At 35.6% G+C, this 24,247-nt stretch carries 26 protein-coding genes; 10 read left to right on the forward strand and 16 right to left on the reverse strand.

Going from position 1 to position 24,247, the window contains the following annotated elements; genetic code table 11:
• Positions 1-60 precede the first annotated feature (60 nt).
• The 4 genes from PUH65_RS09550 (at position 61) to PUH65_RS09565 (ending at position 2,142) form a co-directional block, all read left to right on the forward strand.
• Positions 61-294: a hypothetical protein gene (locus PUH65_RS09550; protein ID WP_305519772.1), complete on the forward strand. Its 234-nt coding sequence runs from the start codon at positions 61-63 to the stop codon at positions 292-294.
• A complete protein-coding gene (locus PUH65_RS09555; RefSeq protein ID WP_305519773.1) occupies positions 279-575 on the forward strand; it encodes a type II toxin-antitoxin system RelE/ParE family toxin in 297 nt (98 codons plus the stop codon). Before PUH65_RS09550 ends, PUH65_RS09555 begins: the two co-directional genes overlap by 16 nt.
• A 48-nt stretch (positions 576-623) precedes the next feature.
• Positions 624-1,391, forward strand: coding sequence for a TIGR02757 family protein (locus tag PUH65_RS09560; protein WP_305519774.1), 768 nt, complete (start codon positions 624-626; stop codon positions 1,389-1,391).
• Positions 1,392-1,590: 199 nt separating this feature from the next.
• Positions 1,591-2,142: a DUF1003 domain-containing protein gene (locus tag PUH65_RS09565; RefSeq protein WP_305519775.1), complete on the forward strand. Its 552-nt coding sequence runs from the start codon at positions 1,591-1,593 to the stop codon at positions 2,140-2,142.
• A gap of 189 nt (positions 2,143-2,331) precedes the next feature.
• On the opposite strand, the gene rsmA is transcribed toward PUH65_RS09565, so the two are convergent.
• Complete coding sequence (gene rsmA, locus PUH65_RS09570; RefSeq protein WP_305519776.1) at positions 2,332-3,102, reverse strand: 16S rRNA (adenine(1518)-N(6)/adenine(1519)-N(6))-dimethyltransferase RsmA; 771 nt, start codon at positions 3,100-3,102, stop codon at positions 2,332-2,334.
• A 155-nt stretch (positions 3,103-3,257) separates the two neighbouring features.
• On the opposite strand from rsmA, the gene PUH65_RS09575 reads away from it, so the two are divergent.
• The 6 genes from PUH65_RS09575 (at position 3,258) to rluF (ending at position 7,482) form a co-directional block, all read left to right on the forward strand.
• On the forward strand, positions 3,258-4,157 hold the full coding sequence (locus PUH65_RS09575; RefSeq protein WP_305519777.1) for an ABC transporter permease: 900 nt from the start codon (positions 3,258-3,260) through the stop codon (positions 4,155-4,157).
• A gap of 2 nt (positions 4,158-4,159) precedes the next feature.
• Complete coding sequence (locus PUH65_RS09580; protein ID WP_305519778.1) at positions 4,160-4,462, forward strand: DUF3098 domain-containing protein; 303 nt, start codon at positions 4,160-4,162, stop codon at positions 4,460-4,462.
• A 69-nt stretch (positions 4,463-4,531) separates the two neighbouring features.
• A complete protein-coding gene (locus tag PUH65_RS09585) occupies positions 4,532-5,350 on the forward strand; it encodes an undecaprenyl-diphosphate phosphatase (protein WP_305519779.1) in 819 nt (272 codons plus the stop codon).
• 126 nt (positions 5,351-5,476) lie between these two features.
• Positions 5,477-6,181, forward strand: a complete 705-nt coding sequence (gene truB / locus PUH65_RS09590; protein ID WP_305519780.1) for a tRNA pseudouridine(55) synthase TruB — start codon at positions 5,477-5,479, stop codon at positions 6,179-6,181.
• 7 nt (positions 6,182-6,188) lie between these two features.
• Positions 6,189-6,773, forward strand: coding sequence for a hypothetical protein (locus tag PUH65_RS09595; protein ID WP_305519781.1), 585 nt, complete (start codon positions 6,189-6,191; stop codon positions 6,771-6,773).
• Positions 6,760-7,482, forward strand: a complete 723-nt coding sequence (gene rluF, locus PUH65_RS09600) for a 23S rRNA pseudouridine(2604) synthase RluF (protein WP_305519782.1) — start codon at positions 6,760-6,762, stop codon at positions 7,480-7,482. The genes PUH65_RS09595 and rluF overlap by 14 nt, the downstream gene beginning before the upstream one ends.
• Here rluF and PUH65_RS09605 read toward each other — a convergent pair.
• The 15 genes from PUH65_RS09605 to PUH65_RS09675 form a co-directional block, all read right to left on the reverse strand.
• Positions 7,479-7,922: a phosphohydrolase gene (locus PUH65_RS09605; protein WP_305519783.1), complete on the reverse strand. Its 444-nt coding sequence runs from the start codon at positions 7,920-7,922 to the stop codon at positions 7,479-7,481. The two genes, rluF and PUH65_RS09605, sit on opposite strands and share 4 nt — an antisense overlap.
• Before the next feature lie 79 nt (positions 7,923-8,001).
• A complete protein-coding gene (locus PUH65_RS09610; RefSeq protein WP_305519784.1) occupies positions 8,002-8,565 on the reverse strand; it encodes a DUF1003 domain-containing protein in 564 nt (187 codons plus the stop codon).
• Positions 8,566-8,630: 65 nt separating this feature from the next.
• Positions 8,631-8,933 carry a hypothetical protein gene (locus PUH65_RS09615; RefSeq protein WP_305519785.1) on the reverse strand — a complete coding sequence of 101 codons (303 nt, stop codon included), beginning with the start codon at positions 8,931-8,933 and terminating at the stop codon, positions 8,631-8,633.
• A 374-nt stretch (positions 8,934-9,307) separates the two neighbouring features.
• Entirely contained in the window at positions 9,308-9,541 is a 234-nt protein-coding gene (locus PUH65_RS09620; protein ID WP_305519786.1) for a 4a-hydroxytetrahydrobiopterin dehydratase, read from the reverse strand.
• A gap of 45 nt (positions 9,542-9,586) precedes the next feature.
• A complete protein-coding gene (locus tag PUH65_RS09625) occupies positions 9,587-9,901 on the reverse strand; it encodes a hypothetical protein (protein WP_305519787.1) in 315 nt (104 codons plus the stop codon).
• A 127-nt stretch (positions 9,902-10,028) separates the two neighbouring features.
• Positions 10,029-12,698: a cation-translocating P-type ATPase gene (locus PUH65_RS09630; protein ID WP_305519788.1), complete on the reverse strand. Its 2,670-nt coding sequence runs from the start codon at positions 12,696-12,698 to the stop codon at positions 10,029-10,031.
• Positions 12,699-13,112: 414 nt separating this feature from the next.
• A complete protein-coding gene (locus tag PUH65_RS09635; protein WP_305519789.1) occupies positions 13,113-14,093 on the reverse strand; it encodes an MAE_28990/MAE_18760 family HEPN-like nuclease in 981 nt (326 codons plus the stop codon).
• Complete coding sequence (locus PUH65_RS09640; RefSeq protein WP_305519790.1) at positions 14,093-15,304, reverse strand: DUF262 domain-containing protein; 1,212 nt, start codon at positions 15,302-15,304, stop codon at positions 14,093-14,095. The genes PUH65_RS09635 and PUH65_RS09640 overlap by 1 nt, the downstream gene beginning before the upstream one ends.
• 186 nt (positions 15,305-15,490) lie before the next feature.
• Positions 15,491-17,278 (reverse strand): acyl-CoA dehydrogenase family protein, encoded by a 1,788-nt coding sequence (locus PUH65_RS09645; RefSeq protein ID WP_305519791.1) that lies wholly within the window; start codon positions 17,276-17,278, stop codon positions 15,491-15,493.
• Between the two features lie 125 nt (positions 17,279-17,403).
• Positions 17,404-17,715, reverse strand: coding sequence for a four helix bundle protein (locus PUH65_RS09650; RefSeq protein WP_305519792.1), 312 nt, complete (start codon positions 17,713-17,715; stop codon positions 17,404-17,406).
• A gap of 131 nt (positions 17,716-17,846) precedes the next feature.
• Positions 17,847-19,031 (reverse strand): acetyl-CoA C-acyltransferase, encoded by a 1,185-nt coding sequence (locus PUH65_RS09655; RefSeq protein WP_305519793.1) that lies wholly within the window; start codon positions 19,029-19,031, stop codon positions 17,847-17,849.
• A gap of 90 nt (positions 19,032-19,121) precedes the next feature.
• On the reverse strand, positions 19,122-21,515 hold the full coding sequence (locus PUH65_RS09660) for a 3-hydroxyacyl-CoA dehydrogenase/enoyl-CoA hydratase family protein (protein ID WP_305519794.1): 2,394 nt from the start codon (positions 21,513-21,515) through the stop codon (positions 19,122-19,124).
• A gap of 8 nt (positions 21,516-21,523) precedes the next feature.
• A complete protein-coding gene (locus PUH65_RS09665) occupies positions 21,524-21,976 on the reverse strand; it encodes a MarR family winged helix-turn-helix transcriptional regulator (RefSeq protein WP_305519795.1) in 453 nt (150 codons plus the stop codon).
• 166 nt (positions 21,977-22,142) lie between these two features.
• The gene (locus PUH65_RS09670; RefSeq protein WP_305519796.1) at positions 22,143-23,066 is read right to left on the reverse strand and encodes an ABC transporter ATP-binding protein; all 924 of its coding nucleotides are present in this window, start codon (positions 23,064-23,066) and stop codon (positions 22,143-22,145) included.
• Positions 23,067-23,139: 73 nt separating this feature from the next.
• Complete coding sequence (locus PUH65_RS09675; protein WP_305519797.1) at positions 23,140-24,117, reverse strand: iron ABC transporter permease; 978 nt, start codon at positions 24,115-24,117, stop codon at positions 23,140-23,142.
• Positions 24,118-24,247 lie beyond the last annotated feature (130 nt).

A 24,247-nucleotide genomic window follows, 5' to 3' on the forward strand; every position in this document is an offset into this window, starting at 1 on the left:
TGAATTCTAAGAAGAAATTGAAAACACTATATTTAAATCAAATTAATTAAATTTGTAATTATGAGTACAGCAGAATTAAAATTAGACTTAATTAGTCAAATTGCGGGTATAACTGATAAAGTTAAACTTAAAGAATTGATGCAATTACTTAAATTTCAAACCGAAGAATCTACTTACATCACCTCAGAAGAAGATAAAAACGCAATTTCGGAAGCGCGTAAAGAAATCGCTCAAGGAAAAGTCTTCACCAACGAAGAGGTGCAAAAAGAGATTAAGGAATGGTTAGAACAATAATTTGGACTGAAAAAGCCAAGAAAGAATTATTTGAAATTCTTAAATATTGGAATAATCGTAATAAATCAAAATCATTCAGTTTAAGATTGAACAATTTAGTTGAAGAACAATTGAGTTTAATTACTGAATTTCCCAAAATCGCGAGGGCAACCGATATTCCAAATGTTAATGTGAAGGTTGTTCACAAATACTTACTTTATTATGAAATTGTCGACGACGTATTGTACGTTTTAACATTTCGAAACGGTAGCAAAAATCCTAAAACATTAAAGATTAGATAAGATTTTATTTTCGAATCATTTAAAAAGCCCATTCACTCAATCCAACCGATGACCTTTCAAGAACTAAAAGATTTCCTCGACGAAAAAGCCGATCTATACAATCACATCGACTTTATCGAAAATGATCCCATTCAGATCCCACACCGTTTTTCTTTAAAACAGGATATTGAGATCGCTGGATTTTTAACCGCGACAATTTCTTGGGGAACCCGAAAATCAATCATCAGTGATGCAGAGAAAATCCTTTCTTGGATGGGGATTTCACCGTATGATTTCGTCTTAAATTTTAAAGAAACCGACATGGATTTCTTTAATCACAATTCCGTGCACCGAACTTTTAATAAAGAAGATTTAAATGAGTTCGTCCGAAACTTAAACCGACTTTACAAAGAAAATGACTCTTTGGAAAATCTCTTTTTAGTAAAAAAAGATGAAACCAATTTTTACCACAGTCTCCATCGCTTCAGAACAGAATTCTTTAGAGAAAACGAAATTCACCGAAGTACAAAACACGTAAGTTCTACTTATAAAAACTCCTCTGCAAAACGCTTAATCATGTTTCTCCGCTGGATGGTTCGCCAGGATCGAAAAGGAGTAGATTTCGGAATTTGGAAAAATATCGATCAGAAAAACTTATCAATTCCTTTGGATGTTCACACGGGAAATATTTCCCGCAAACTCAATCTCATCCAAAGAAAACAAAACGACTGGAAAACCGTCGAAGAAATGGATCTGGTTTTAAGAAAGTTTGATGATCAAGATCCTGCGAAATACGATTTTGCACTTTTTGGTTTAGGAATTGCTAAAGAGATTTAGGACTTTAAAACCAAAAAGTAACAGAAGTAAAGTTCACTAAAGTCATTGCTTTTGTAAGTAAAGAAAACAAAGTTTTTGAAAATCTCTAGATTTTCTATTTTGTGAACTTTTAATTTTAAGTAATTTGCACTCCATAAATTTTTGTGACTTTTGTGGTTTAAAAAGTGAGGTGCTTATTTAATAATTTGACGTAAAAAATATGAAAGACAGAGAAGAAAAAACCAAAGAAAAGATCGAACTTCTGGTTCGTATAACCGATGGCGTAATGTGGTGGATTGGTTCTATTCCGTCTTTGATTGTACATTCAATTATTTTCATAACTGCTTTTTTACTACCGATTTTCGGATTTGTCGAATTTGACAAAATGCTTTTGGTCTTAACAACGGTACTTTCTTTAGAAGCAATTTATCTCGCCATTTTCATTCAGATGTCAGTAAACAGAAGTCAGGAACATATCGAAGATTTGAAAGACGACGTAAACGAAATCCAGGAAGATATTGAAGATATCCAGGAAGATATTGAAGAGATTAGTGAAGATATTGATGATATCCAGGAAGACATCGAAGATATTGCCGAAGAAGAAGATGACGAGGATCACAATGAACGTGCAAAAAACGTAATGTTAAAAAGCAATGTTTCATCGAACAAGAACGATATCAAAGCAATGAGAGAAGTAATTGCCAATCTTCAAAAACGTTTGGAAGATTTAAAAAGTGAAGAAGAAAAATCTAATCTTCCGCCAGAAAAATAAGTTTCAATAGACCTTCAGATTTTTCCTAAAACCTTGTCAAGGTTCTGAACCTTTACAAGGTTAAACGCTACCTTTTTAGCATTTTTGAAGAGCACTTAAGTGACAAGACTTTTGTGACTTTGTGATAAAAAAATCAAGTTTATATTTTAAAAAAAAACCATTTCAAATCTGAAATGGTTTTTTTTATTTTTAAGAATGCTCTTTCCAGAGTTTGCTAAAAGCAATAAAATCTTCTACCGATAATTCCTCCGCCCGTTTATCCATAAATTCATGCGTTTTCAACGCTTCCGGAATATCCAGCGCTTTCCAGGAATTTGATAATTTCTTTCTTCTTTGCCCGAAGCCCGCTTTTACAATTCGCTTAAACAAAACTTCATTTCCGGCTAAACCTTCTTTTGGATTTCTTGTCAATCGAATAACGCCCGACTTTACTTTAGGAGGTGGATTAAAGACGTTTTCATGCACCGTAAACAAATACTTCACATCGTACAACGCCTGAACCAGAACCGACAGAATTCCGTAGTCTTTCGTTCTCGGGACAGCAGCCGTTCTTTCAGCAACTTCTTTCTGAAACATTCCAACCATTTCTGGAACATGATCGTAATAATCAATAATTTTAAATAAAATCTGCGATGAAATATTATACGGGAAATTCCCAATAATTGAGACTTGACCTTCAAAGGTTTCTGCAAGATTTAATTTTAGAAAATCGCCGATAAAGTGTTTTTCTTCTAATTTCGGATAATGGCTTTTTAAATATTCGATGGATTCAGTATCAATTTCTGCCACGAAAATTTCAGCATCTTTTTCCAAAAGATATTTGGTAAGTACGCCCATTCCGGGACCAACTTCCAAGACCTGATTACTATTTCCGTAACTCAGTCCATCCACAATATTTTTGGCAATATTTTCATCCGTTAGAAAATGTTGACCGAGGTGTTTTTTGGCTCTTACGCTCATTCAGAAATTTAATTTTTAAAATTAAAAATGAAGGTCATAATCCCAGTTTTCTAGGTTACACCTTATTTCTTTTAAGTTTTTTTTAACAGCGATTTTCCGCGTTTGTCCGCAAATTACGGAAGTTTTTTTCTATTTTAGCAGAAATTTTTTATTTAATGGCTAAGACAGTTGAGGATTTTAACAAAAGACGACTTCGCTCCAGCAATATTACCGTAGTAATAAGTATTGCATTGGTGTTATTTTTATTAGGGTTAATGGGACTTATCCTTATTAATGCTCAAAAATATTCAGATTATATCAAGGAGCAATTGGTGGTGAATGCGTATTTTGATGAAAATTATGATGCAAAAGATTCGGTGAAAATCGCGAAAATGGAAGCAGAGACCTTTAAGAAAATTCAGGTTTTGGCTCCCGTAAAAAAAGCGACTTATATTTCCCGGGAAATGGCTGCAGAAGAAGCAAAGAAAAGTATGGGCATTGAAAGCAGCGCGCTTTTCGACGAAAATATTTTCCCTTCGTCTATTGAAGTTGCCTTGAAACCCGAATTCGTAGATCCGGCAAAAATCGATGAAGCGATTAAGCAGATTAAATCGACACCCGGAATCATTGATGTGAAAAACAACAGTACTTTGATGGTTGAAGTTTATAACAACCTGAACAATATCTTGAAATGGATTTTAGGATTTTCAATCTTGTTTTTAATCTTAGCAATTGTCTTGATTAACAACTCAATTCGTTTAAAAATATTCTCTAAAAGATTTATTATCAAAACCATGCAGTTGGTTGGTGCCAAGCGCCGTTTCATCTTAAAGCCTTTTATTAAAGAAGCAATTATTCTTGGCGTAATCGGTGCTTTAATTGGTTTAGGCGTTTTATTTGGTGCCTGGTATTACTTCGTTACTCAAATCGGAACTCCGTTTGCGCAGGACAATAATCAATTGATTATTTTAGTTGTGGCTATTTTCTTATTGGGTGTTTTTATCACCGTATTCTCGACGATTTTCGCAACATGGCGTTTCCTAAGATCGAATGTTGATGATCTTTATTATTCTTAAAAATGAGCAAAAAAAATAAACAGTTCTCTGCTGATACGATTGGTAAATCGGTAGAAGTTTCAGAAAATAATCCTTTCTATTTCGGCAAAGAAAATTACAAATTGATGCTGATCGGTTTAGCCTTAATTGTAGTTGGATTTCTATTAATGATGGGCCCTGATGCCAACACCGTTGATGGAAAATACGATCCGAATGTTTGGAACGAAGATATTTTCTCGATCCGCCGAATTCGTATTGCCCCAATGTTGGTAATTGCAGGTTTTGCCGTTGAAGTGTACGCTATTCTGAAAAGAAAGAAAAAATAATTATTTTTTACAATACATCACTTTGTCATCGTTTATCTTTGACAAAGTTTTTTTTTAATATCAATTTACATGGATTTATTCAGAGCAATTATCATTGCAATCATCGAAGGTCTTACCGAATTCCTTCCTATTTCTTCTACCGCACACATGGGTTTTATCGCAAATTTAATGGGCATGGAAGAGACAGAATTCTTAAAAATGTTTCAGGTATCAATTCAGTTCGGAGCAATTTTAGCCGTAGTCGCTGCTTACTGGAAAAAGTTTTTTGATTTTCAGAACCTTAAATTTTATTATAAACTGGCCTTCGCAGTTCTTCCGGCCTTAGGATTAGGATTTTTATTCGATGATAAAATAGAAGAATTTCTTGGAAACCAGGTTGCAATTTCAACCGTTTTGGTTTTAGGTGGAGTCGTTTTACTCTTCGCAGATTCCTGGTTTAAAAATCCAAAAATCGATGATGAAAAGGACATGTCGATTAAGAAAGCCGTGATCATTGGTTTTTGGCAATGTTTAGCAATGATGCCCGGAACGAGTCGGAGTGCCGCTTCAATCATCGGTGGAATGACACAGGGATTGACTCGAAAAGCCGCTGCAGAATTTTCATTTTTCCTGGCAGTTCCTACGATGTTGGCCGTTACTGTTTATTCCATTTTTGTAAAAACTTGGGGCAAAACGACCGCAAATCCTATGAAAGGTTATGAGATGATTTTGGCTTCAAATGATAATATTATTGCGTTTGTTGTTGGGAATGTAGTCGCGTTTATCGTGGCGTTAATAGCGATAAAATCGTTCATTGGATTGCTTAATAAATACGGTTTCAAACCTTGGGGTTGGTACCGGATTATCGTGGGAATCGTGTTGTTGATTTATTTTTTGAAGTTTCAATAATTTGATTTGGGCAGACATTTCCGTCTTCCACTCCCAATCTTTTTTCAATCCTGAAAGGATTAAAAAAAGGATTTCCGTTCAAGCCGGGCTGCAAGGCAGAACTTTTCACCAATTTAGTTTTTAAAAATGACCGATACCGATTTCTTAGAAGGCCAAATAATACTCCTCGACAAACCTTTGGATTGGACGAGTTTTCAAGCGGTGAATAAACTGAAATACAAACTCAAAAAAGAATTCAATCTTCCGAAGAAATTTAAAATCGGTCACGCCGGAACTTTGGATCCGCGTGCCACAGGATTACTAATTGTCTGCACCGGAAAATTCACCAAGATCATTCCTGAAATTCAGGATGCTCCAAAAGAATATTTTACCGAAATAAAAATCGGCGTTCAAACAGAATCCTACGACACCGAAAAACCGGAGATTCTTCAACAGGATATTTCAAATATTACGGAAGAACAAATCAAGGAAACTTTAGAAAAATTCCTTGGCGAAATCGATCAGAAACCACCCATCTTTTCGGCCATTAAAATTGAGGGAAACCGCGCCTATGATCTAGCCAGAGCAGGTAAAGAGGTCGAGATGAAAACCCGTAAAACCACCATTAATTATATCACCGATATTGAGATAGAATTACCTTTTGTAAGATTTACCGTTGGCTGTTCGAAAGGAACATATATTCGAAGTTTAGCCCACGATATTGGTCAGGATTTAGGAGTGGGCGCTTACCTCACCAATCTTCGCAGAACAAAAATTGGAGATTACAAAATTGAAAATGGGAGTTCAGATTATTTGAAAGACGAATACCGATTTGAAAATTTCAATCAGTAGCCTTGATATGAAAAAACTATGTTTTATTTTTGTATTAATTTCCAGTCTTGGATTTAGCCAAAGTAATCCTGAGAAAAGACCAATACAGGGTTTTTATTTCAGTCCGGAAGTAAGTGCAGGATTTAATTTATCGAATATTATTGCAAGTAATCGAGATAAACAGAACAATCCAGAAAATCAATATACAACCTATCCCAACGATTTTTCTTACGGAATTTCAGCGGTAGCAGGATATAATTTTATACCGAATCTATCTTTAGGTGGCGGAATAAAATACACGTACACCACAGATAATTTTCATATTGTGTACGGAATTATCCAACCGAAAATCCTTTTCAATGTTGATGATGGAGAACCTGTTTTCATTGATTTGACGTATGGATTTCAACTGAATAAATCGGTGGTTAATGATTCAGATTTGTATGGAATTAAAGTGGGAAAATTAGTTTCTCACAGTACACGGTTAAGCCAGCAAGGCGGCTTATATTTTGAAGGTCAACAATTAGGAAATACTGGAGTTACCTTTGTAGGGTTATTTTACGGACTAACGATCTTCAGTAATAAAAACTATAATGAGTATGGAAAAGACTAGAATAAATAAATATCTTTCAGAAGTTGGTTTTTGTTCCCGCAGAGAAGCAGACCGACTTTTAGAACAGGGAAGAATAACCATCAACGGCGCAGTTCCGGAAATGGGAACTAAAGTTTCTGACGACGATGAAATCTTTGTCGATGGCGTGACCATTCGAAAAACAGATGAAGAACCTGTTTATATCGCATTGAATAAACCGGTCGGAATTGTCTGCACCACGGATACCAAAAGAGAAAGAGACAATATCATCGAATTCGTGAATCATCCGAAAAGAATTTTCCCAATCGGAAGATTAGATAAACCGAGTGAAGGATTAATTCTTCTGACGAATGATGGTGATATTGTGAACAAAATTCTTCGTTCCAGAAACAACCACGGAAAAGAATATATCGTACGAGTTGACAAACCAATTACGCCGAAATTCCTCATGCAAATGCGTGGCGGAATTCCGATTCTGGATACCGTTACCAATAAATGTGAAGTAGAGCAGATCGATAACTTATCGTTCCGTATTGTTTTAACGCAAGGCTTAAACCGCCAGATTCGCCGCATGTGCGAATATTGTGGTTATGAAGTAAAAAAACTGAAAAGAATCCGTGTTTTAAATATCAAACTCGATCTTCCAATAGGGAAGTGGCGGGATTTAACCGCAGCAGAAGTCAGCGAATTAAAAGCCTTGGTGGCTGATTCTGACAAGACCGTTGATTAGTATTTTTCCTTTAAATAAAGATAAGCCGTTAAGTATTTATTTAACCGTTTGAAATCTCTTTCGGTCATAACATTATTAAATCTCGTTAGATTCATGTTATCCTGCAAGTCATTTAATTTTACCGAAACGGCCAGTTTTGACTGTTCCGTTTTTTTGATGAATTCCATGTAGTCAATATCAGTCGGATTTTTAGTAAGACATTTTATAGCAAAAATTACTTCTTCAGAAAATCCTTCTTCAACCAAAGTTTCATAGGTGATTTCTGGGCAATCTTCGATCACATCGTGAAGAACGCCAACGATTTTTTCGTCGTACGTTTTTCCGGCATTCATTACCCGAATTACATGACCGATGTACGGCGTTCCGAATTTATCAGTTTGTCCCTTGTGCGCTTTCTGGGCTAATTTTATGGCTTTGTTAAGCAGTTCGTCTTTGGTCATTTTGTTTTTTATTAAAGATAAAATTTAAAGTAAAATAGAAGTTTGTTTTTTTAAATATAATTAAATACAAAATAAATTTTTAAGAAGGGTTTGAGGGTTTTGATAGGACCTTCATTTTTTTGTTCAATTCCTCTAAAAGAGCGAGTTGCTTCTGCTGAATATCGCAAAGATGCTTGTATTGATCGATTATCGAAAGGTCTATTTTCTCATGAAGATTTCTAATTTCAATCTCAGATTTCAGGTTGATCATATAATCGTTAATGGCTCTTTTTCGGTCTTTAACTTCTTTTCTATTTTGGCTCATCATTATGATTGGAGCCTGTACTGCAGCGATACAAGACAAAATAAGATTAAGTAAAATGTAGGGATAAGGATCAAAACTTTTGTTGTACTTAATTTCCGTATTATATAAAATCCAAATCATCAATAAAACGCCAAAGATGATGATGAACTTCCAACTGCCGCCCAACTCTGCTACTTTATCAGAAAGTTTTTCGCCATACGTCCGCTCTTCGTCATTATCCTGAATGGTCGTGGTGATGAATGTTTCCTCCGTTATGGCCTTATCGATAATCTCGTGCATTTTGTTAAGTTGGTCGTCTTCACTTTTTAGCAGATCGATTACATACTTTTTATTTTTCATAATGAAAGGTCTAAGGAATTAGCAATAAAACTTAAATAAAATTAATTCTTATTTTTCAATACTCTTTATTGGAGCCAGAATTTTTTCAAAAGAACGAGCACAATAATTCCAATCCCTGTAATGGCCGTTCCAAAAAGAATTTCTGCGATCAATTCCAGTCGGTGCGTCCATTTTTTATTTTCACTTTTAATGGAGGCAAAAGATAAGATTACCGAAAGGCATAATAATAAAGCAACGATACTTGTAAATTCATCTAAAATAGAATTTACGGTCGCCGAACTGATGTGCAGTGATGTAATTACGATGAGACAAAATCCCAGTAAATTAGAAGCAGTCGGAAGAATATGTTGTGAAGTTTTATTGGCCATTGATGTACTTTGAAAATATATTATTTCCCGCACCTTTTTTCTGAAATAGTTGATCCATTTTCGTGCGCATAAAATCGTTAAAGTTTGCGAAATAGTTCTTCGTTTTGAGAAATAGTCATTTTGATGATCGGTGTTCGACGGTAGAACTTAATTGAACGAAGTAGTTTAAACGCTTCAATATTTTTTTTTAATCGATCTTGAGACGATTCATTATTAGATTGAGTCGTAAAAAATTACTTCAGTTTTTTCTTAATCAGCAATAGTTTTAAAAGATTTTTATCCTATATAAAAAATGCTCTTGTATCTTAAAATAAAATTGAACGCTCCGGTTACGAAGTGTTTTTTTGTTTTTATCTATTTGGAAATATAAGGAATTACCCAATTATTTTGTCAATTGCTTTTGCGAGTTTATGGTCTTTCTCAGTAATCGCATTCCCTTCGTCATGCGTACACAAACTGATATTCACTTTGTTATACTCATTCGACCAATCTGGATGATGTTGCTGGCACTCTGCAACCAATGCGACTCTGGTCATAAAGGCAAACGCTTCGGAAAAATTTTTGAACTTAAAAGTCTGTTGAAGTTTTCCATCGATTTCTTTCCACATGATTTTATATTTTAAAGATTAGAATATGTTGTTGATAGTCAAACATTATTTATTTGGTTTTATCTTTTCATTTTCCGGAATCGCATTCAAAATTTTGTGCGGTTTATCATTTCTGGCTTTTCCCTTTAATGCTGCATAAATAGAACTGTCTTTAGGTTTTGCATTCGGCATATGAATAGTTTGGACTCTTTGCTTAATTTTTGAATTTGCTGACGAAAGTTTGAGTTGCTCGGAACTTTTTAAATTCAACATATCCAAACTGTCCACTTTTTTTTCTGGATTAATTTTAGGCAGAACCTGTTGACCAAAAAGGAAAGACGTGAACATTAGCGAAAATAAGATGGTGATATTTAGTCTCATCGTTTTTAAATTTTATTAAAGATAGAATTTATATTTAGTGTAAAACTGTATTTCTCCTAGAATTTTCGTTAAAATTTATATTTGTGATATTTATTTTCGAGAGAATTTAACTCTAGGCGGTTAACTGTTAATTATGTTTTTTTACAAAAATTATTTTATAAATTTCCAGCGTAACCAAAGGGACAAGACCCAGAAATAATGCCATGATCCAACCTTTGGAATCGGGCATATGGAGTTTGAATGCGTTTCTCAAAACCGGGATAAAAAGCAAGGTTAGCTGTAGGAAAAGTCCCAGTAAAACAGCTCCGTTTAAATAATGATTGCCAAAAATTTTGATCTGATAAAAAGGTTTTTTGCTGTTTCTTAATCCTAAAGAATAGAAAAGTTGTGCACATACCAAGACCAAAAAAGCCAGCGTTCTCGCATTTTTCACTACTTCCTCCGGAATGTTTTTCTCAAATGGCGTATAACCGAGTTCGTAAAAGCCGTACCAAAAAGCAAAAATGGTAATCAAACCGATAAGGATTCCGCCGATGACTACATGAGTTCCAGCGCCGTGGGAAAAGAAATTTTCATTGGCATCTCTTGGTTTTTCCTGCATTACGTCGGGATCATCACCATCCATTCCCAGGGCGATTGCGGGCAGAGAATCCGTGAGAAGGTTGATCCACAAAAGTTGGGTCGCAATAAGTGGAGCCGGCCAGCCAAAAGCGAGTGGCAGAAACATGGCCAGGACTTCGCCCAGATTACAGGTCAGTAAAAAGACCACCGATTTTTTAATGTTCTGAAAAATATTTCTTCCCTGTTCTATGGCAACAACAATCGTAGAGAAATTATCATCGGTCAGGATCATATCGGCGGCGTTTTTGGCCACATCGGTGCCGGTAATTCCCATTGCCACTCCAATATCTGCGATGTGAAGTGAAGGTCCGTCATTCACTCCGTCACCAGTCATCGAAACGATATTTCCGTTTGCTTGTAACGCTTGTACGATTTGCACTTTGTGTTGCGGGGAAACGCGCGCAAAAACGCGATAGTTAGTTACTTTTTCAATGAATTCATCTTCGCTAATTTCCTCCAGTTCCGGTCCTGTAAGAACTTGGTCAATACTTTCCGCAACTTCTAAATCTTTTGCAATGGCGAAAGCGGTATTCTTGTGATCACCAGTAATGATAATGGTTTTGATACCGGCATTTGCGGCAAGTCTTATGGAAGGTTTCACTTCTTCCCGTGCGGGATCGATCATTCCCACCAAACCGGCGAATACTAAATCTTTTTCCATGTCCTCCGGAGCTAAATTTTCATCTGCAGGTTTGTAGGCTAAAACGAGGGTTCGTAAAGCATTGTCAGACATTTTTATCGCTGCCTCACTGAAATTCTGAAGGTCTTTTTCTGTAATGGCTCTGATCTCTCCTTTATCAAAAATCCGGGTAGCCACTTTTCGAAGACTTCCCAAAGCACCTTTCGTAAAAACGCTGCACCCACTTTCAGATTTCACCAGAACCGACATCATTTTACGGTTACTGTCGAAAGGATTTTCTCCGATACGTGTATATTTCTGACCTAAGTTTTTGCGGTCGAGTCCGAGTTGATCGCCCAGAACAAGCAGGGCAATTTCCGTCGGATCTCCTGTTGCTTCTTCGTTTTCGAGCGTTGCGTCGGAGCAGAGAATCATTCCTTCAGACAGTAATTTTGCCGATTCAGAAATGGTCGTATTTTCTGTTTCTTCCAATACCATTAAACCTTCTGAGGTAAAGATTTGAGTAACGGTCATTTTATTCATCGTCAGGGTTCCGGTTTTATCGGAGCAGATGATGTTCACAGAACCTAAAGTTTCTACCGCCGGAAGTTTTCGGATAATGGCATTTTTTCGGGACATGGCGGTAACACCTATGGAAAGCACGACGGCGACAATCGCAGCCAGACCTTCCGGAATGGAGGCAACGGCGAGTGAAACTGAAATCAGGAACATTTCCGCCAGATCACGCCCCTGAAGCCAGGAAACTCCGAAGATGAAAATACAGATTCCGACGGCGATTTTCCCAAGTGATTTCCCGAGTTCGCTAAGTTTCTTTTCTAAAGGTGTTTTAATGTTGGAGTCTGTATCCAGGAGATCTGCAATCTTTCCGACTTCGGTGGTCATTCCGGTATCGACTACAATTCCTAAACCCCTTCCGGCAGTGACGATGGTCGACATAAAGGCCATGTTTTCAATTTCAGCCAGCGGCATTTTGATGTTGTCAAAAACACTTTCTGCCTTTTTATGCACGGGCAGAGATTCTCCTGTTAAAGAAGATTCTTCGATCTGCATGTTCACCGTTTCCAGGAGACGTAAATCTGCGGGAATGATTCGGCCTGCGTCTAAAATAACAAGGTCGCCCGGTACCAATTCGGCACTGTCTATTTCTTTGGTCTGCCCGTCACGTTTTACGACGGCTTTCGGCGAAGACATTTTCAAAAGCGCATCGATCGCCTTTCCGGCTTTCACTTCCTGATAGGTTCCAATGGCGGCATTAAGGAAAATGACAAGCGTAATAATCACCGAATCTATATATTCGCCCATGAAAGCGGTGATGATTACGGCAGCAAAAAGGACATAGATGAGCCAGTCATTTAGTTGAGAGAAGACAATTTTTAAAAGAGATTTTTTCTTTTTGCCTACCAAAATATTTGCGCCAAAATGTTCTTTTCTTTTCCGCGCTTCATCTTCAGAAAGTCCTGTATCAGCCTCCACCGAAAGCAACATTAAAGTTTCGTGAACAGATTTGGTGAACCAGTGTTTTATTTCTTTATTCATAAGGAGAATTATCTTTAGAAAATTGGTAAGTGCAATTTACCGCTTTAAAGGGGGATTTCATAAAAATATCGCAGTGAAATTTAGAAAAAAGAAGTAATGGAAAAAGAGAGGAGAAAAGGAATTAGATTTTAGATTATTTTACAAAATCCTTTGAAATTTAGAGAAAATGACAACCTTGACAAGGTTTTTTGAGTATCAAAGTACTCAATGCTTTGAAAATCTGCAGCGCCGGAAAAAACCTTTTCATTGCTGCAAAAGTAAGGTCATTATAATCTCTGTCCCAATTTTTAACAAACTTTATAGATTCAAGACTATTAAACTGGAGTGGGAGTTATACTTTGTTATTATTAGCCACACGAAAGGATTCGTGCGGGAGCGGGGAAAGGATTTGTGCGGGGGTGGGGGAAATTCAATTTAATTTTTTGTGCTATCAGTGATTTTGCAAAAAAATTTTCGATTTCCTGTAAGATTTGTATTACTTTTTAATTTTAAAGTTAAATCATTATTTTCAAATGATTTAATATTGAGAATTTCAGCACTTTGAAAAGATCCGTCACTTTTCATAATTACTATTAAACTTTCATTAGTGACAGCTATATTTTTAAGATTTGAAAATCCAAGAATGTTTCCCGCGAAAACTTTTGCATTTTCAATTTCAATACAATGAAATTTTCTCCAATACTTTAATTTTTCTTGTTCCAAATCGATTGTAAGAATTTTGTGTAAACTCTTAAAGTATTTTTCAATGAAATTAACATATTCAACTATTTGACTTGGGTCTAGTAATGAAATAACACTTCCGTGAGCGACCTCATTTCGCATTTCTACTAATTCATCTAACTTTATAAATTGATTTTCGGAATTTGATAAATTAAAATCTGTATGTTTACGAAATTCTTGATTTAAATCTAAATCTATTTGTTTAAATAGTTCACATACTTTTGCATGTTTCATATTACCAGATAAAATGGTAAAACCATCATAATTAAGTAAATAATTTGGAACATCTGTAAGGCAAGAATTTAAATTTCTTATCAGATCAACTTCCTTTAGATGTTTATATTTAAGGTATTTATTATCAAAAACTTTTAGTGTAAGATCTGCAGAGTTTCGAATATTCTTTTTTTTAATAACTTCTTTTAAATTTGAATATTCCGAAATTACTGTACTTAAATTCTCAAGGTATGTTTTGATAAATCTATCACAATAGTTTTCTACAATACCATATAGAGAAATTATTAAAGATTTATAATTAAAGGTTCGTTTCGTTATTGAATTGACATATATGTATAGTGAACTTGTCTCACCTATTTCCGTAGTAATATTCTGAATATACTGCAAATGTTGTCGTAATTCAATTATTTCATCGTCAAATTTTTTTAATGAAGAATTCATTATGCAATTGAATGTTCTATTAGATTAGTAAAATATTTGATTCTAGCTTCTACATTACTCCTGCTGTTATATTTTCCGTCAAATAGATCAATTTTTTTTCCTCTAGATTCATACGTTATTTTTTCTAAATCTTTAAATTTTGATTCTCGAATTGTTGATTGATTGCTTAAAATTACCTTTTCCTTATCAAGATTCATTGAAAATGCCTGCATTATTGAATCGTAAATAGTTTTTGTAGGAGTACTTTTCTTTTGAGTGCTTTCCGGCATATAAAATGCGCTTTCTCCAAAAAGAGAATAAACAAGTTCGACAGTTTTTGAAAAAATATTTTTTAACTCAATTAATAGATTTGGTTGATATTGATTAGCTATTTGCAAGTAATTGTCTAAGAATTGTTCTTGTGACCTAAAGTTAGAAAGTTGTTCAATATGTCGGTAAGCAAAAAATCTTAAAATCATTTCAACGTCTTCCATTTTTCTAAAAGTCTCATCTACCAATAGTTCGTCTTCATTCATCAATTTACCATTGGAATATTTGTAAGATGTATAATTCCATAATTTTCTAAACGTATCATTTTTAGACAACTCGATACAAAATTCATTGAATTTTCCGGCATATAGCGCATTTCTAGTTTCCTGGGGAGTTAATTTATCCCCACCACTGTTAAGTCTTCCAAATACCATTTGTTTAAGCGAATCTGCAATTTCTTTATCTTTAGCAGTTTCATTTAAAAGCACAATTGAAGAAAGATACCTACGGTCAATACCTTCTTTAATATTTTTTGGAAGTTGAGAATATTTTCTACCATTTAATTCTTTCCATTCTTCTAGACCACTTAGCGCAAATTTATCAGTATAAAAATCATTTATTGCTGTAAGTCTTTGTAAGCCATCCATTACCTCATACTTTGCATAAACAACTTCATATAAAAAAATTGGAGGTATTGGTACATTTATAATAAAGGATTCGATAAGTTTTGACTGTTGTACAGTGCTCCACCTTTTTCTTCTTTGATATTCTGGATTTAAATCATATTTGCCACTTTCAAGCATTGACGGGATAGTATCTAAAGGATAGCGCGCTTGTTCGGTAATAATTCTAATTTCACCTTTTGAATATTTTTCATTAATATCAGAATCAGATATTACAGAACTTTTACCTTCATCTAGCTTATAAAAGTTTATAAATTTTTCCCCGTTTAATAAGTTCATATTGATTATTTGTTTCTTTTTAATAGCTTTATCGAATGTAATTATTTCAATGTTAAATATACAAACAAATCCAATATTCCATTAAGGTAATTTGAAAAAATTATTAACTTCATTTTATGATAATGCTAATCATGAAAAAGAACGCCCCGATTTCTCAGAGCGTTCAAACCACATATCAAACTATTTCTAGTAAGATCCTTTTTCCACGAAATGCGCTGCAACTTTTTCAGTTAAGGCAACTACATTTGGCATATTGGTGTATTTTGTAAATCTGCGTAATCCAGAAAGCATCATGCGCTGTTCGTCGCCTTCTGCGAACGAGACAATTCCTTCTTTCGCTGCGGTAGAAATAGCTTCTACAGCTTTGTAAAGATTTAATCTCGCCATTGCTGCTTCTACAGAATCGGTATCGAAATGTTTTTCTGCTCTTAAAACTGCAGATTCTGCCATATAGATCTGGTTCAGAATTTCAGAGGCATTTAATAAAAGATGCTGCTGTTTTTCGATTTCCATCATGTATTTCTGAAGCGCTGCTCCGGCAACCATTAAGAATACTTTCTTCAAGTTGTGAAGAATTGCTCTTTCTTCAGACATATATTCTGAATAATCTGGAACTTCAAAAGACGGAATTCCCATCAATTCTTTTCCGATCGCCATGGCTGGTTTCAACAAATCAAGTTCGCCTTTCATTGTTTTCTTGATCAACATTCCTACGGCAAGAAGTCTATTAATTTCGTTGGTTCCTTCATAGATTCTTCCAATTCTGGAATCTCTCCAGGCTGCTTCCATTGGTGCATCTTCGGAGAATCCCATTCCACCGTAAATCTGAATTCCTTCGTCTGCGATATGTTGGGTTAAATCTGAAACGTACACTTTAAGAATTGAACATTCTACGGCATATTCTGCCAAAGCGCTTAATTCTGCTTCTGCGTGAGACATTCCACCCGCAACGAATTCCTCAATTTTATCTTCTACATTTTTCGCTGCACGGTAAGAACCTGCTTCAGAAACGAAAATTCCTGTTGCCATTTCTGCAATTTTCTTACGGATCGCTCCGAAAGTTGAAATAGAAACGCCGAACTGTTTTCTTTCATTTGCGTAGTTGATGGCAAGTCCTGTAATTCTTCTCTGTCCGTCAATGTTTGCAGCGGCTAATTTAATCCGACCTGCGTTTAAGGCGTTGATCGCGATTTTGAAGCCATTGTTTCTTTCGCCCAATAAATTTCCTACCGGAATTTTCATATCGTTAAAGAAAACCTGACGCGTAGAAGAGGAGCGGATTCCTAATTTGTGTTCTTCTTCGCCCATGGTCATGCTGTTTGGATCTTCCAGTTCAGAACGGTTGATGACGAAACCTGTAATGTTTTTATCGTCTTCAATTCTTGCGAATAACGTGAATGTATCTGCAAAACCTGCATTCGAGATCCACATTTTCTGTCCGTTGATGATATAATGTTTTCCATCTTCTGAAAGAACGGCTCTCGTTTTCCCGGAGTTTGCATCTGAACCTGCATCAGGCTCTGTCAGACAGTACGCTCCGAATTTTTCACCTGTTGCTAAAGCGGGAAGGTATTTTTGTTTCAATTCTTCCGTTCCGTACAAAAGGATAGGAAGCGTCCCGATTCCCGTATGCGCTCCGTAAGCAGTTGCCAAAGAACCGTTCGCGCCGGAAACCACATCGCAGGTCAACATTGTACTCACAAATCCCATTCCGAGACCGCCGTATTCTTCCGGAACTGCAATTCCCAAAGTTCCCATTTCACCCAATTTCCGCATGGTTTCTTCGGTCAGTGCGTAATCTTTTTTCTCGAAACGCTCTCTGTGTGGGATGACGTCTCTTTCCATAAATTCAGTAATTGAATCCCGAAGCATTTTTTGCTCATCGCTCAATTCTTCAAGACTGAATAGTTCTGCTGCAGGAATATCTTTGATGATGAATTCACCGCCTTTTAATGTTGTTTTTGTATCGCTCATTGCTATTAATTTTAATATTTGTTTTGTTGAATTGACGAATAGATGATAGACGGATAGATAATAGATTCTAACTGCTTCATATTGTCTGTCATTTTGTAGTCTATTGTCTGTTGGTCTATTATCTTTTAGTCTTTTAATGTGTTTTGGAAAACCATCGTAGCACGTTGAAATTCTTCAATTTTACTTTCTAATGAAACAGTAAGTTCATCAGAAATATATTTTTTATAGTTTGCTAAAATAAGTTGGGTTTGCAATTCGAATGATGAACCTAAAGACATATCTAAGAAATGACTGAAAGATTTATTAGTTCTACTTGAACCTTCGGCTACATTTGATACTATTGAAACGGAACATCTATCCATCTGACTTCGCATTCCAAAATTTTCAAAGGACGGAAAGGCGACAGTGATATCTGAAATGTTTTTCGCAATTTCCATAGCCTAATGCCAAATTTTCAATTTTTTGAAATTATGTCTTTTAAAATCGCTCATAATCAAATTTTTGTTTAATTAAAATCTCTTTATCGTTTCTCAGTCTATCATCTATCCGTCTATTATCTCTTCGTCTTTTAGAAAAGTTCGAAAATACTCGCTGCTCCCTGTCCAGTTCCTACGCACATTGTTACCATTCCATATTTCATATTTCCACGTTTGCGCATTTCATCCAAAAGTTGAACGGTTAGTTTTGTTCCGGTGCAACCAAGTGGATGTCCAAGTGCGATTGCTCCGCCGTTTACGTTGAGGATGTCAGGATTAAGGTTGAGTTCTTTTTTCAAAGCAACAGATTGAGAAGCAAAGGCTTCATTCAATTCAATTAAATCGATGTCTTTTAATTCTAAACCGGCTTGTTTTAATGCTTTTGGAACGGCATATAATGGACCCATTCCCATGATTCTTGGTTCTAAACCTGCTGCTGCATAAGCGACTAATCGTGCTTCCGGTTCCAAACCTAATTCTTTCACCATTTCCTCGGACATTACAATTACGAATGCCGCACCGTCACTCATTTGAGACGAGTTTCCTGCAGTTACAGATCCGCCATTTGCAAACACCGGACGTAACTTTGCCAAACCTTCTAAACTCGTATCTTTTCTTGGACCTTCATCCATCGTAAAGTCGTATTTCTTCGTCTGCATTTTCTGGTTCTCGTCAAGATAATTGTATTCTACCGGAATCGGAACAATCTGATCTTTGAATCGGCCAGTTTCGTTTGCTTTCAATGCTTTTTGATGAGATTCAAAAGCGAACTGATCTTGCTCCTCACGGGAAATTTTAAATTGGTTGGCAACTTCCTCTGCAGTATAACCCATTCCCCAATAATAATCAGGATTGGATTTTGCCATATCGCTTTCCGGAACTGGTTTGTAACCACCCATCGGAATGTAAGACATTGATTCCGTTCCACCTGCGATGATACAATCAGCCATTCCCGCCTGAATTTTCGCAGAAGCAATTGCAATCGCTTCAGATCCGGATGCGCAATATCTGTTCACCGTAACACCCGGAACTTGATCGGTATTTAATCCCATTAATGAAATTAAACGCGCCACGTTTAAACCTTGTTCTGCTTCCGGCATTGCGTTACCAACGATTAAATCGTCGATTCTGTTTTTATCTAACTGCGGCACTGCAGCCATTAACGTTTCGATAACTGTTGCTGCCATGACGTCGGGACGCGTGAAGCGAAGTGATCCTTTCGGAGCCTTTCCGACTGCGGTTCTAAACCCTTTAATTATATATGCTTGTTTTGACATTTGTTAAATTTTTAATTTTATTTCATTCCATTTCATTGGGCTTCACCCAATGCTTTTGATTTCGCCACTTCGTGGCTCAACGATTGAAAATTAATTTCTAAGTGGTTTCCCTTTCGTTAACATGAACTGGATTCTTTCCAAAGTTTTTCTCTCACCACACAATTGTAAGAAAGTTTCTCTTTCCAGATTCAATAAATATTGTTCTGTAACAATTGTTGGTTCCGAAAGATTTCCACCTACAAGAACGTTTGCTAATTTGTCAGCAATCAGTTTATCGTGCTCAGAAATATATTTCCCGGTTAACATTTGGTCGGTTCCAACTAAGAACATTCCTAAAGCATCACGTCCTAAAACTTTTACTTTTTGTTCGATTGGTTGCGTGTAACCGTGTTCCGCTAAACTTAAAGCGAGCATTTTTGCAGTTTTGATCTGACGGTTTTTATTCACCACCACGATGTCTTTATGGTTTTCTAAAATTCCCATATCGTAGGCTTCGTAAGCAGAAGTCGCTACTTTACCCATCGCGATATTCATGAACATATCACGAAGTCTGTTGTTCTTCACATCATCAGAATGGAATTCACGGGAAACTCTCAACGCCATTTCTTTCGTTCCACCACCACCAGGAATTACACCAACACCAGTTTCCACTAATCCGATATAGGTTTCTGCCGCTGCAACAACGCGGTCAGCATGCATTGTCATTTCGCAACCACCACCTAAAGTCATTCCGTGAGGAGCAACAACTACAGGGATTGTAGAGTAACGAACGCGCATCATGGATTTTTGGAAATAAGCAATTGCCATATTCAAATCATCCCAATCTTGGTCGATCGCCATCATTAAAATCATTGCTAAATTGGCTCCAACAGAGAAATTGGCACCTTGGTTTCCGATTACCAAACCGTCATATTCTTTTTCTGCTAAATCGATGGCTCTGTTCAAACCATCTAAAACTTCACCTCCTAAAGAGTTCATTTTAGAATGGATCTCGAAGTTTATAATTCCATCGCCCAAATTCTGAATTGAGGAACCTGAATTACTCCAAAGGGTTTTATTTTTTCTAATATTATCAAGAATGATAAAAGATTCCTGACCCGGAATGTTATTATAGTTTCCAGAGTTTTTGTCGAAGTAAATACTTTGACCTTCTTCGTTTACTTTATAGAAAGTTGCTACGTTTTTCACCCAATCAGAAACTTCATAACCGGCTTCTTTTGCCAGTTCAATTCCTTTTTGAACTCCAACTGCATCCCAAATTTCGAATGGTCCATTTTCCCAACCAAAACCTGCGCGCATTGCATCGTCGATTTTGTACAGTTCATCAGAGATTTCCGGAACTTTATGAGAAACGTAAGCGAATAAAGCGCCTAAAGATTTTCTATATAATTCTCCGGCTTTATCTTTTCCACCGATGAGAACTTTGAAACGGTCGATTGGTTTATCAATGGATTTGGTTAAAGCAAGCGTTGGAAATTCTGTTTTTCCTTGAAGTTCGTATTCCATGGTGTCCAAATTCAAACCTTGAATCTCAGATTTACCATCGGCATTTTTTACTTTCTTGTAAAAACCTTGTTCCGTTTTAGAACCCAACCATTTGTTATCAACCATGGTTTGGATGTATTTCGGAAGTTTGAAAACATCGTTGAAATCGTTGGCTTCAGCGCCACTTTGACTTACTCCGTTCGCAACCATCACCAAAGTATCCAATCCAACAACATCTGCAGTTCTGAAAGTTGCAGATTTCGGACGACCGATTACTGGACCGGTTAATTTATCAATGTCAGAAACATTTAAACCAAGATTTTGAACTTCATGAAGTAAATTCATAATCGAGAAAACTCCAATTCTGTTCGCAATAAATGCTGGAGTATCTTTCGCTTCTACCGTTGCTTTTCCTAAGAACTTCGCGCCATATTCCATATAGAATTTCACGATTTCAGGATCAGTTTCCGGCGTCGGAATAATCTCTAAAAGTGGTAAATATCTTACCGGATTAAAGAAATGCGTTCCCGCAAAATATTTTTTGAAATCATCACTTCTTCCTTCGATCAAGAAATGAATCGGAATTCCAGAAGTGTTCGAAGAAACTAAAATTCCCGGTTTTCTAAACTGTTCGATCTTTTCGTAAACCGATTTTTTAATGTCGAGTCTTTCAACAACAACTTCTATGATCCAGTCGGTATTTTTGATTTTTTCTAAGTCATCATCAAAGTTTCCAACGGTAATTCTTTCCGCAAATTTCGGAGAGTACAAAAGTGCCGGACTTGATTTCTGTAATTTTACAAAGTTCTCCGCAGCGATTCTGTTTCGGAAAACTTTATCTTCTTTCGTTAGACCTTTTTTCTGTTCAGCTTCCGTCAGTTCAAAAGGTACAATATCGAGTAAAAGCACTTGTACACCAATGTTGGCGAAGTGTGCCGCGATACCAGAACCCATAATTCCTGAACCTAAAACCGTAACGTGTTTGATGCGTCTGTTCATATTCCTTATTATTTTTTATTATTTAATTCATTGGCTATTCTCAAGATGTCGGTCATGACTTCCTTAAAAACATCCAGTTTTTCTTCTGAAATTTGTTCAACAACTTTTTTATTAAAATTAACTACAACTTCTTTGGAGAGATTTCTGGAGTTAAGGCCTTTTTCAGTCAGTTTAATGATTACTTCACGTTTGTCGCTCGTGGTTTTCTCTTTATAGATATAGCCATTGTCTTCTAAAAGTTTAATGATTCTTGTTAAAGAAGTTGGTTCGATTGCCATTTTGGGACCTAGATTCGTACTCCGAGTTCCTTCTTTAGGATCAATTTTTAGAAGAGTAAGTGCCTGAACGGCTGTTGCTGCATGGTCTTGTGCTAATTCTGAATACATTTTCGAAACCGCAAGCCAAGTAGATTTCAATATGAGATCAATATTCTCAACTTTTTCACTGTGCCTTTTGTTCATAATATTGTTGTAATGTGGTTATGTCAAATATAATTAATATTATGCATGCATAGTATATTTATTCTGTTAAAATTTTGTTAATAACTGAATAGCAGTACTTTAAAAGATATGAAAAGCATAATACTATGCATGCATAGTACTTTAGAAACTGTTGAAGAATAGGGATTTAATGAAGGTTTTGGATAAATAAAGCAATTTCCTCAAAAGAATGGCAATTTTGTTGAAAATGATGGTTTGAAACTACCCAAATTTGCTCTTTGAATTCAAATTTGAGAAAAGAGAGGTCAGTTTTGAAGTTTTTTTGAAGAAAAGAGTAGAGCATTTCTTTGTGCAGATTTGGTGCGAAAATTTGAGGAGCCACAAATCCTTCCGTAAATGCAAAAATGTTGGGATTTAATAGTTCATCATGCAATAGCAGAATTTCTTCTGTAATGCCGGCGTCAATTTTTTGAGTATTAATGAGCCATATCTTATCTGCAAATTCTTTCGCCAATCGCCAATCGTGGGAAGAGAATAGGATCAATTTATTTTGTTTTTTTGCTAAATTCCGCAGTAATTTTAGAATGATTATTTTATTTTCTTCGTCCAAATGAGTCGTAGGTTCATCTAAAATAATCATCGGAGAATTTTGTGCTAAAGCACGACCGATAAATGCTTTCTGAAGATTACCATCAGATAACTGACTTAAGGGAAAATCCCGGTATTGTGTTAAATTCAGACTTTCTATAATCTGTTCAACTTCTTTTTTGTCTGTGTCGTTTAATTCGAAATAGTAGGGATAGTGAATATATTTTCCGAAAGAGATTAAATCCCGTAAAGTATAATTTGCGGGAATTTGCGATTTAGAAAAAACGACCGCAATTTGTTCTGCCATTTCTTTTGATGAAAAAGTTTTGGTGTCTTTTCCATTTAATAAAACGTGCCCATCCAAGAACTTAATTTGATTCAGAATACTTTTAATTAAAGTTGTTTTCCCAACACCGTTATTCCCGATTAAAAGACAAACTTCACTTAAAGCCAAAGAGGTATTAACTCTATTAATTAAAGGAGTTTTATAACCAATTGTTGTATTTTTTAATTCTAGAAACATTTTTTTTAAATTGCAAAGTCACAAATGCTTTTCCTTAAGTCAAATTTTATTTTCGAATATTTTAAACTTTTTATTACCTGGCTCTTTTATTATTCAACATCATCGTCAAAATTACTGGAATTCCAAATAGGGAAGTGATCACATTCAAAGGAAACTGTGTAGATTCTGAAATAATAGAGAAAAATTCCATTATTAATATTCCTAATAACATATTTAAAATCCATTGTTGCCACAGTTTTGCGGGATTAAACAGCATTCTGCAAAAATGTGGAACTACAATTCCTATAAATAAAATTGGGCCTAAAAATGCCGTAACTGAAGCTGATAAAAGTGAAGAAGAGATTATTATAAAATATTTTAAGTGTTTCAGATTTACGCCTAAACTTTGAGCATAAGCTGTTCCCAGGGAATTTCCTATCAAAGGTTTGATGGTTTTGAAACTTAACATTAAACCAATTAGAACGAAAATACTTAAAACAATGATTTGATTCGTAGAAACCTGATTATTCGCACCGAAACTCCACAAAATATAATTTTTTAAACTTTGATTTTCTGCGTAAAACTGCAATATCGAAACTACTGCTCCTGCTAAAGCAGAAATCAAAAAACCAAAAATGATCAGAAATGACTTGTCCTGAAATCGTCCTGAAAATGCCAGCAAAATAATCATTAAGAACAAACTTCCGCCGATGGCTGAAAAACTTAAAAAACTATTCTGCAAAAATTCTGGCAAAATAAAATCTTTAGAAAAGAAAATATAAAATGCGACACTCAAACTTGCCACAGACGTAATTCCCAAAACGGATGGTCCCGCTAAAGGATTCTGAAAATATTCCTGCAATAAAAACCCAGAAGTCGGTATCGAAATTCCCGCCAACATCATAACCAAAATACGGTTGATACGAAGTTGCGCGATCTGCGAGTTTTCAGAAGTTGAGGAGAAAAAATCAGAAAAACTTAAATCCATAAAACCGATATTCAAATTGATGACGATTGAAATAAGAATTCCAATGACAATAAAGATTCCAGTGATTTTAAAGTTTTTTGACATTTTTAGATAACAAAAAAGCCACAAAAATTCTGTTATTATTAAAGGTGAAAAAAAGGAAAAATTGAAAGATGATTGAGGATAAACCTTCTCCATCAAAAATACCTCTTCACTATAATTTTACAGTAATTTT

The organism is Kaistella sp. SH40-3, assembly GCF_030686865.1.
In the GTDB taxonomy this organism is placed as follows: Bacteria; Bacteroidota; Bacteroidia; order Flavobacteriales; family Weeksellaceae; genus Kaistella.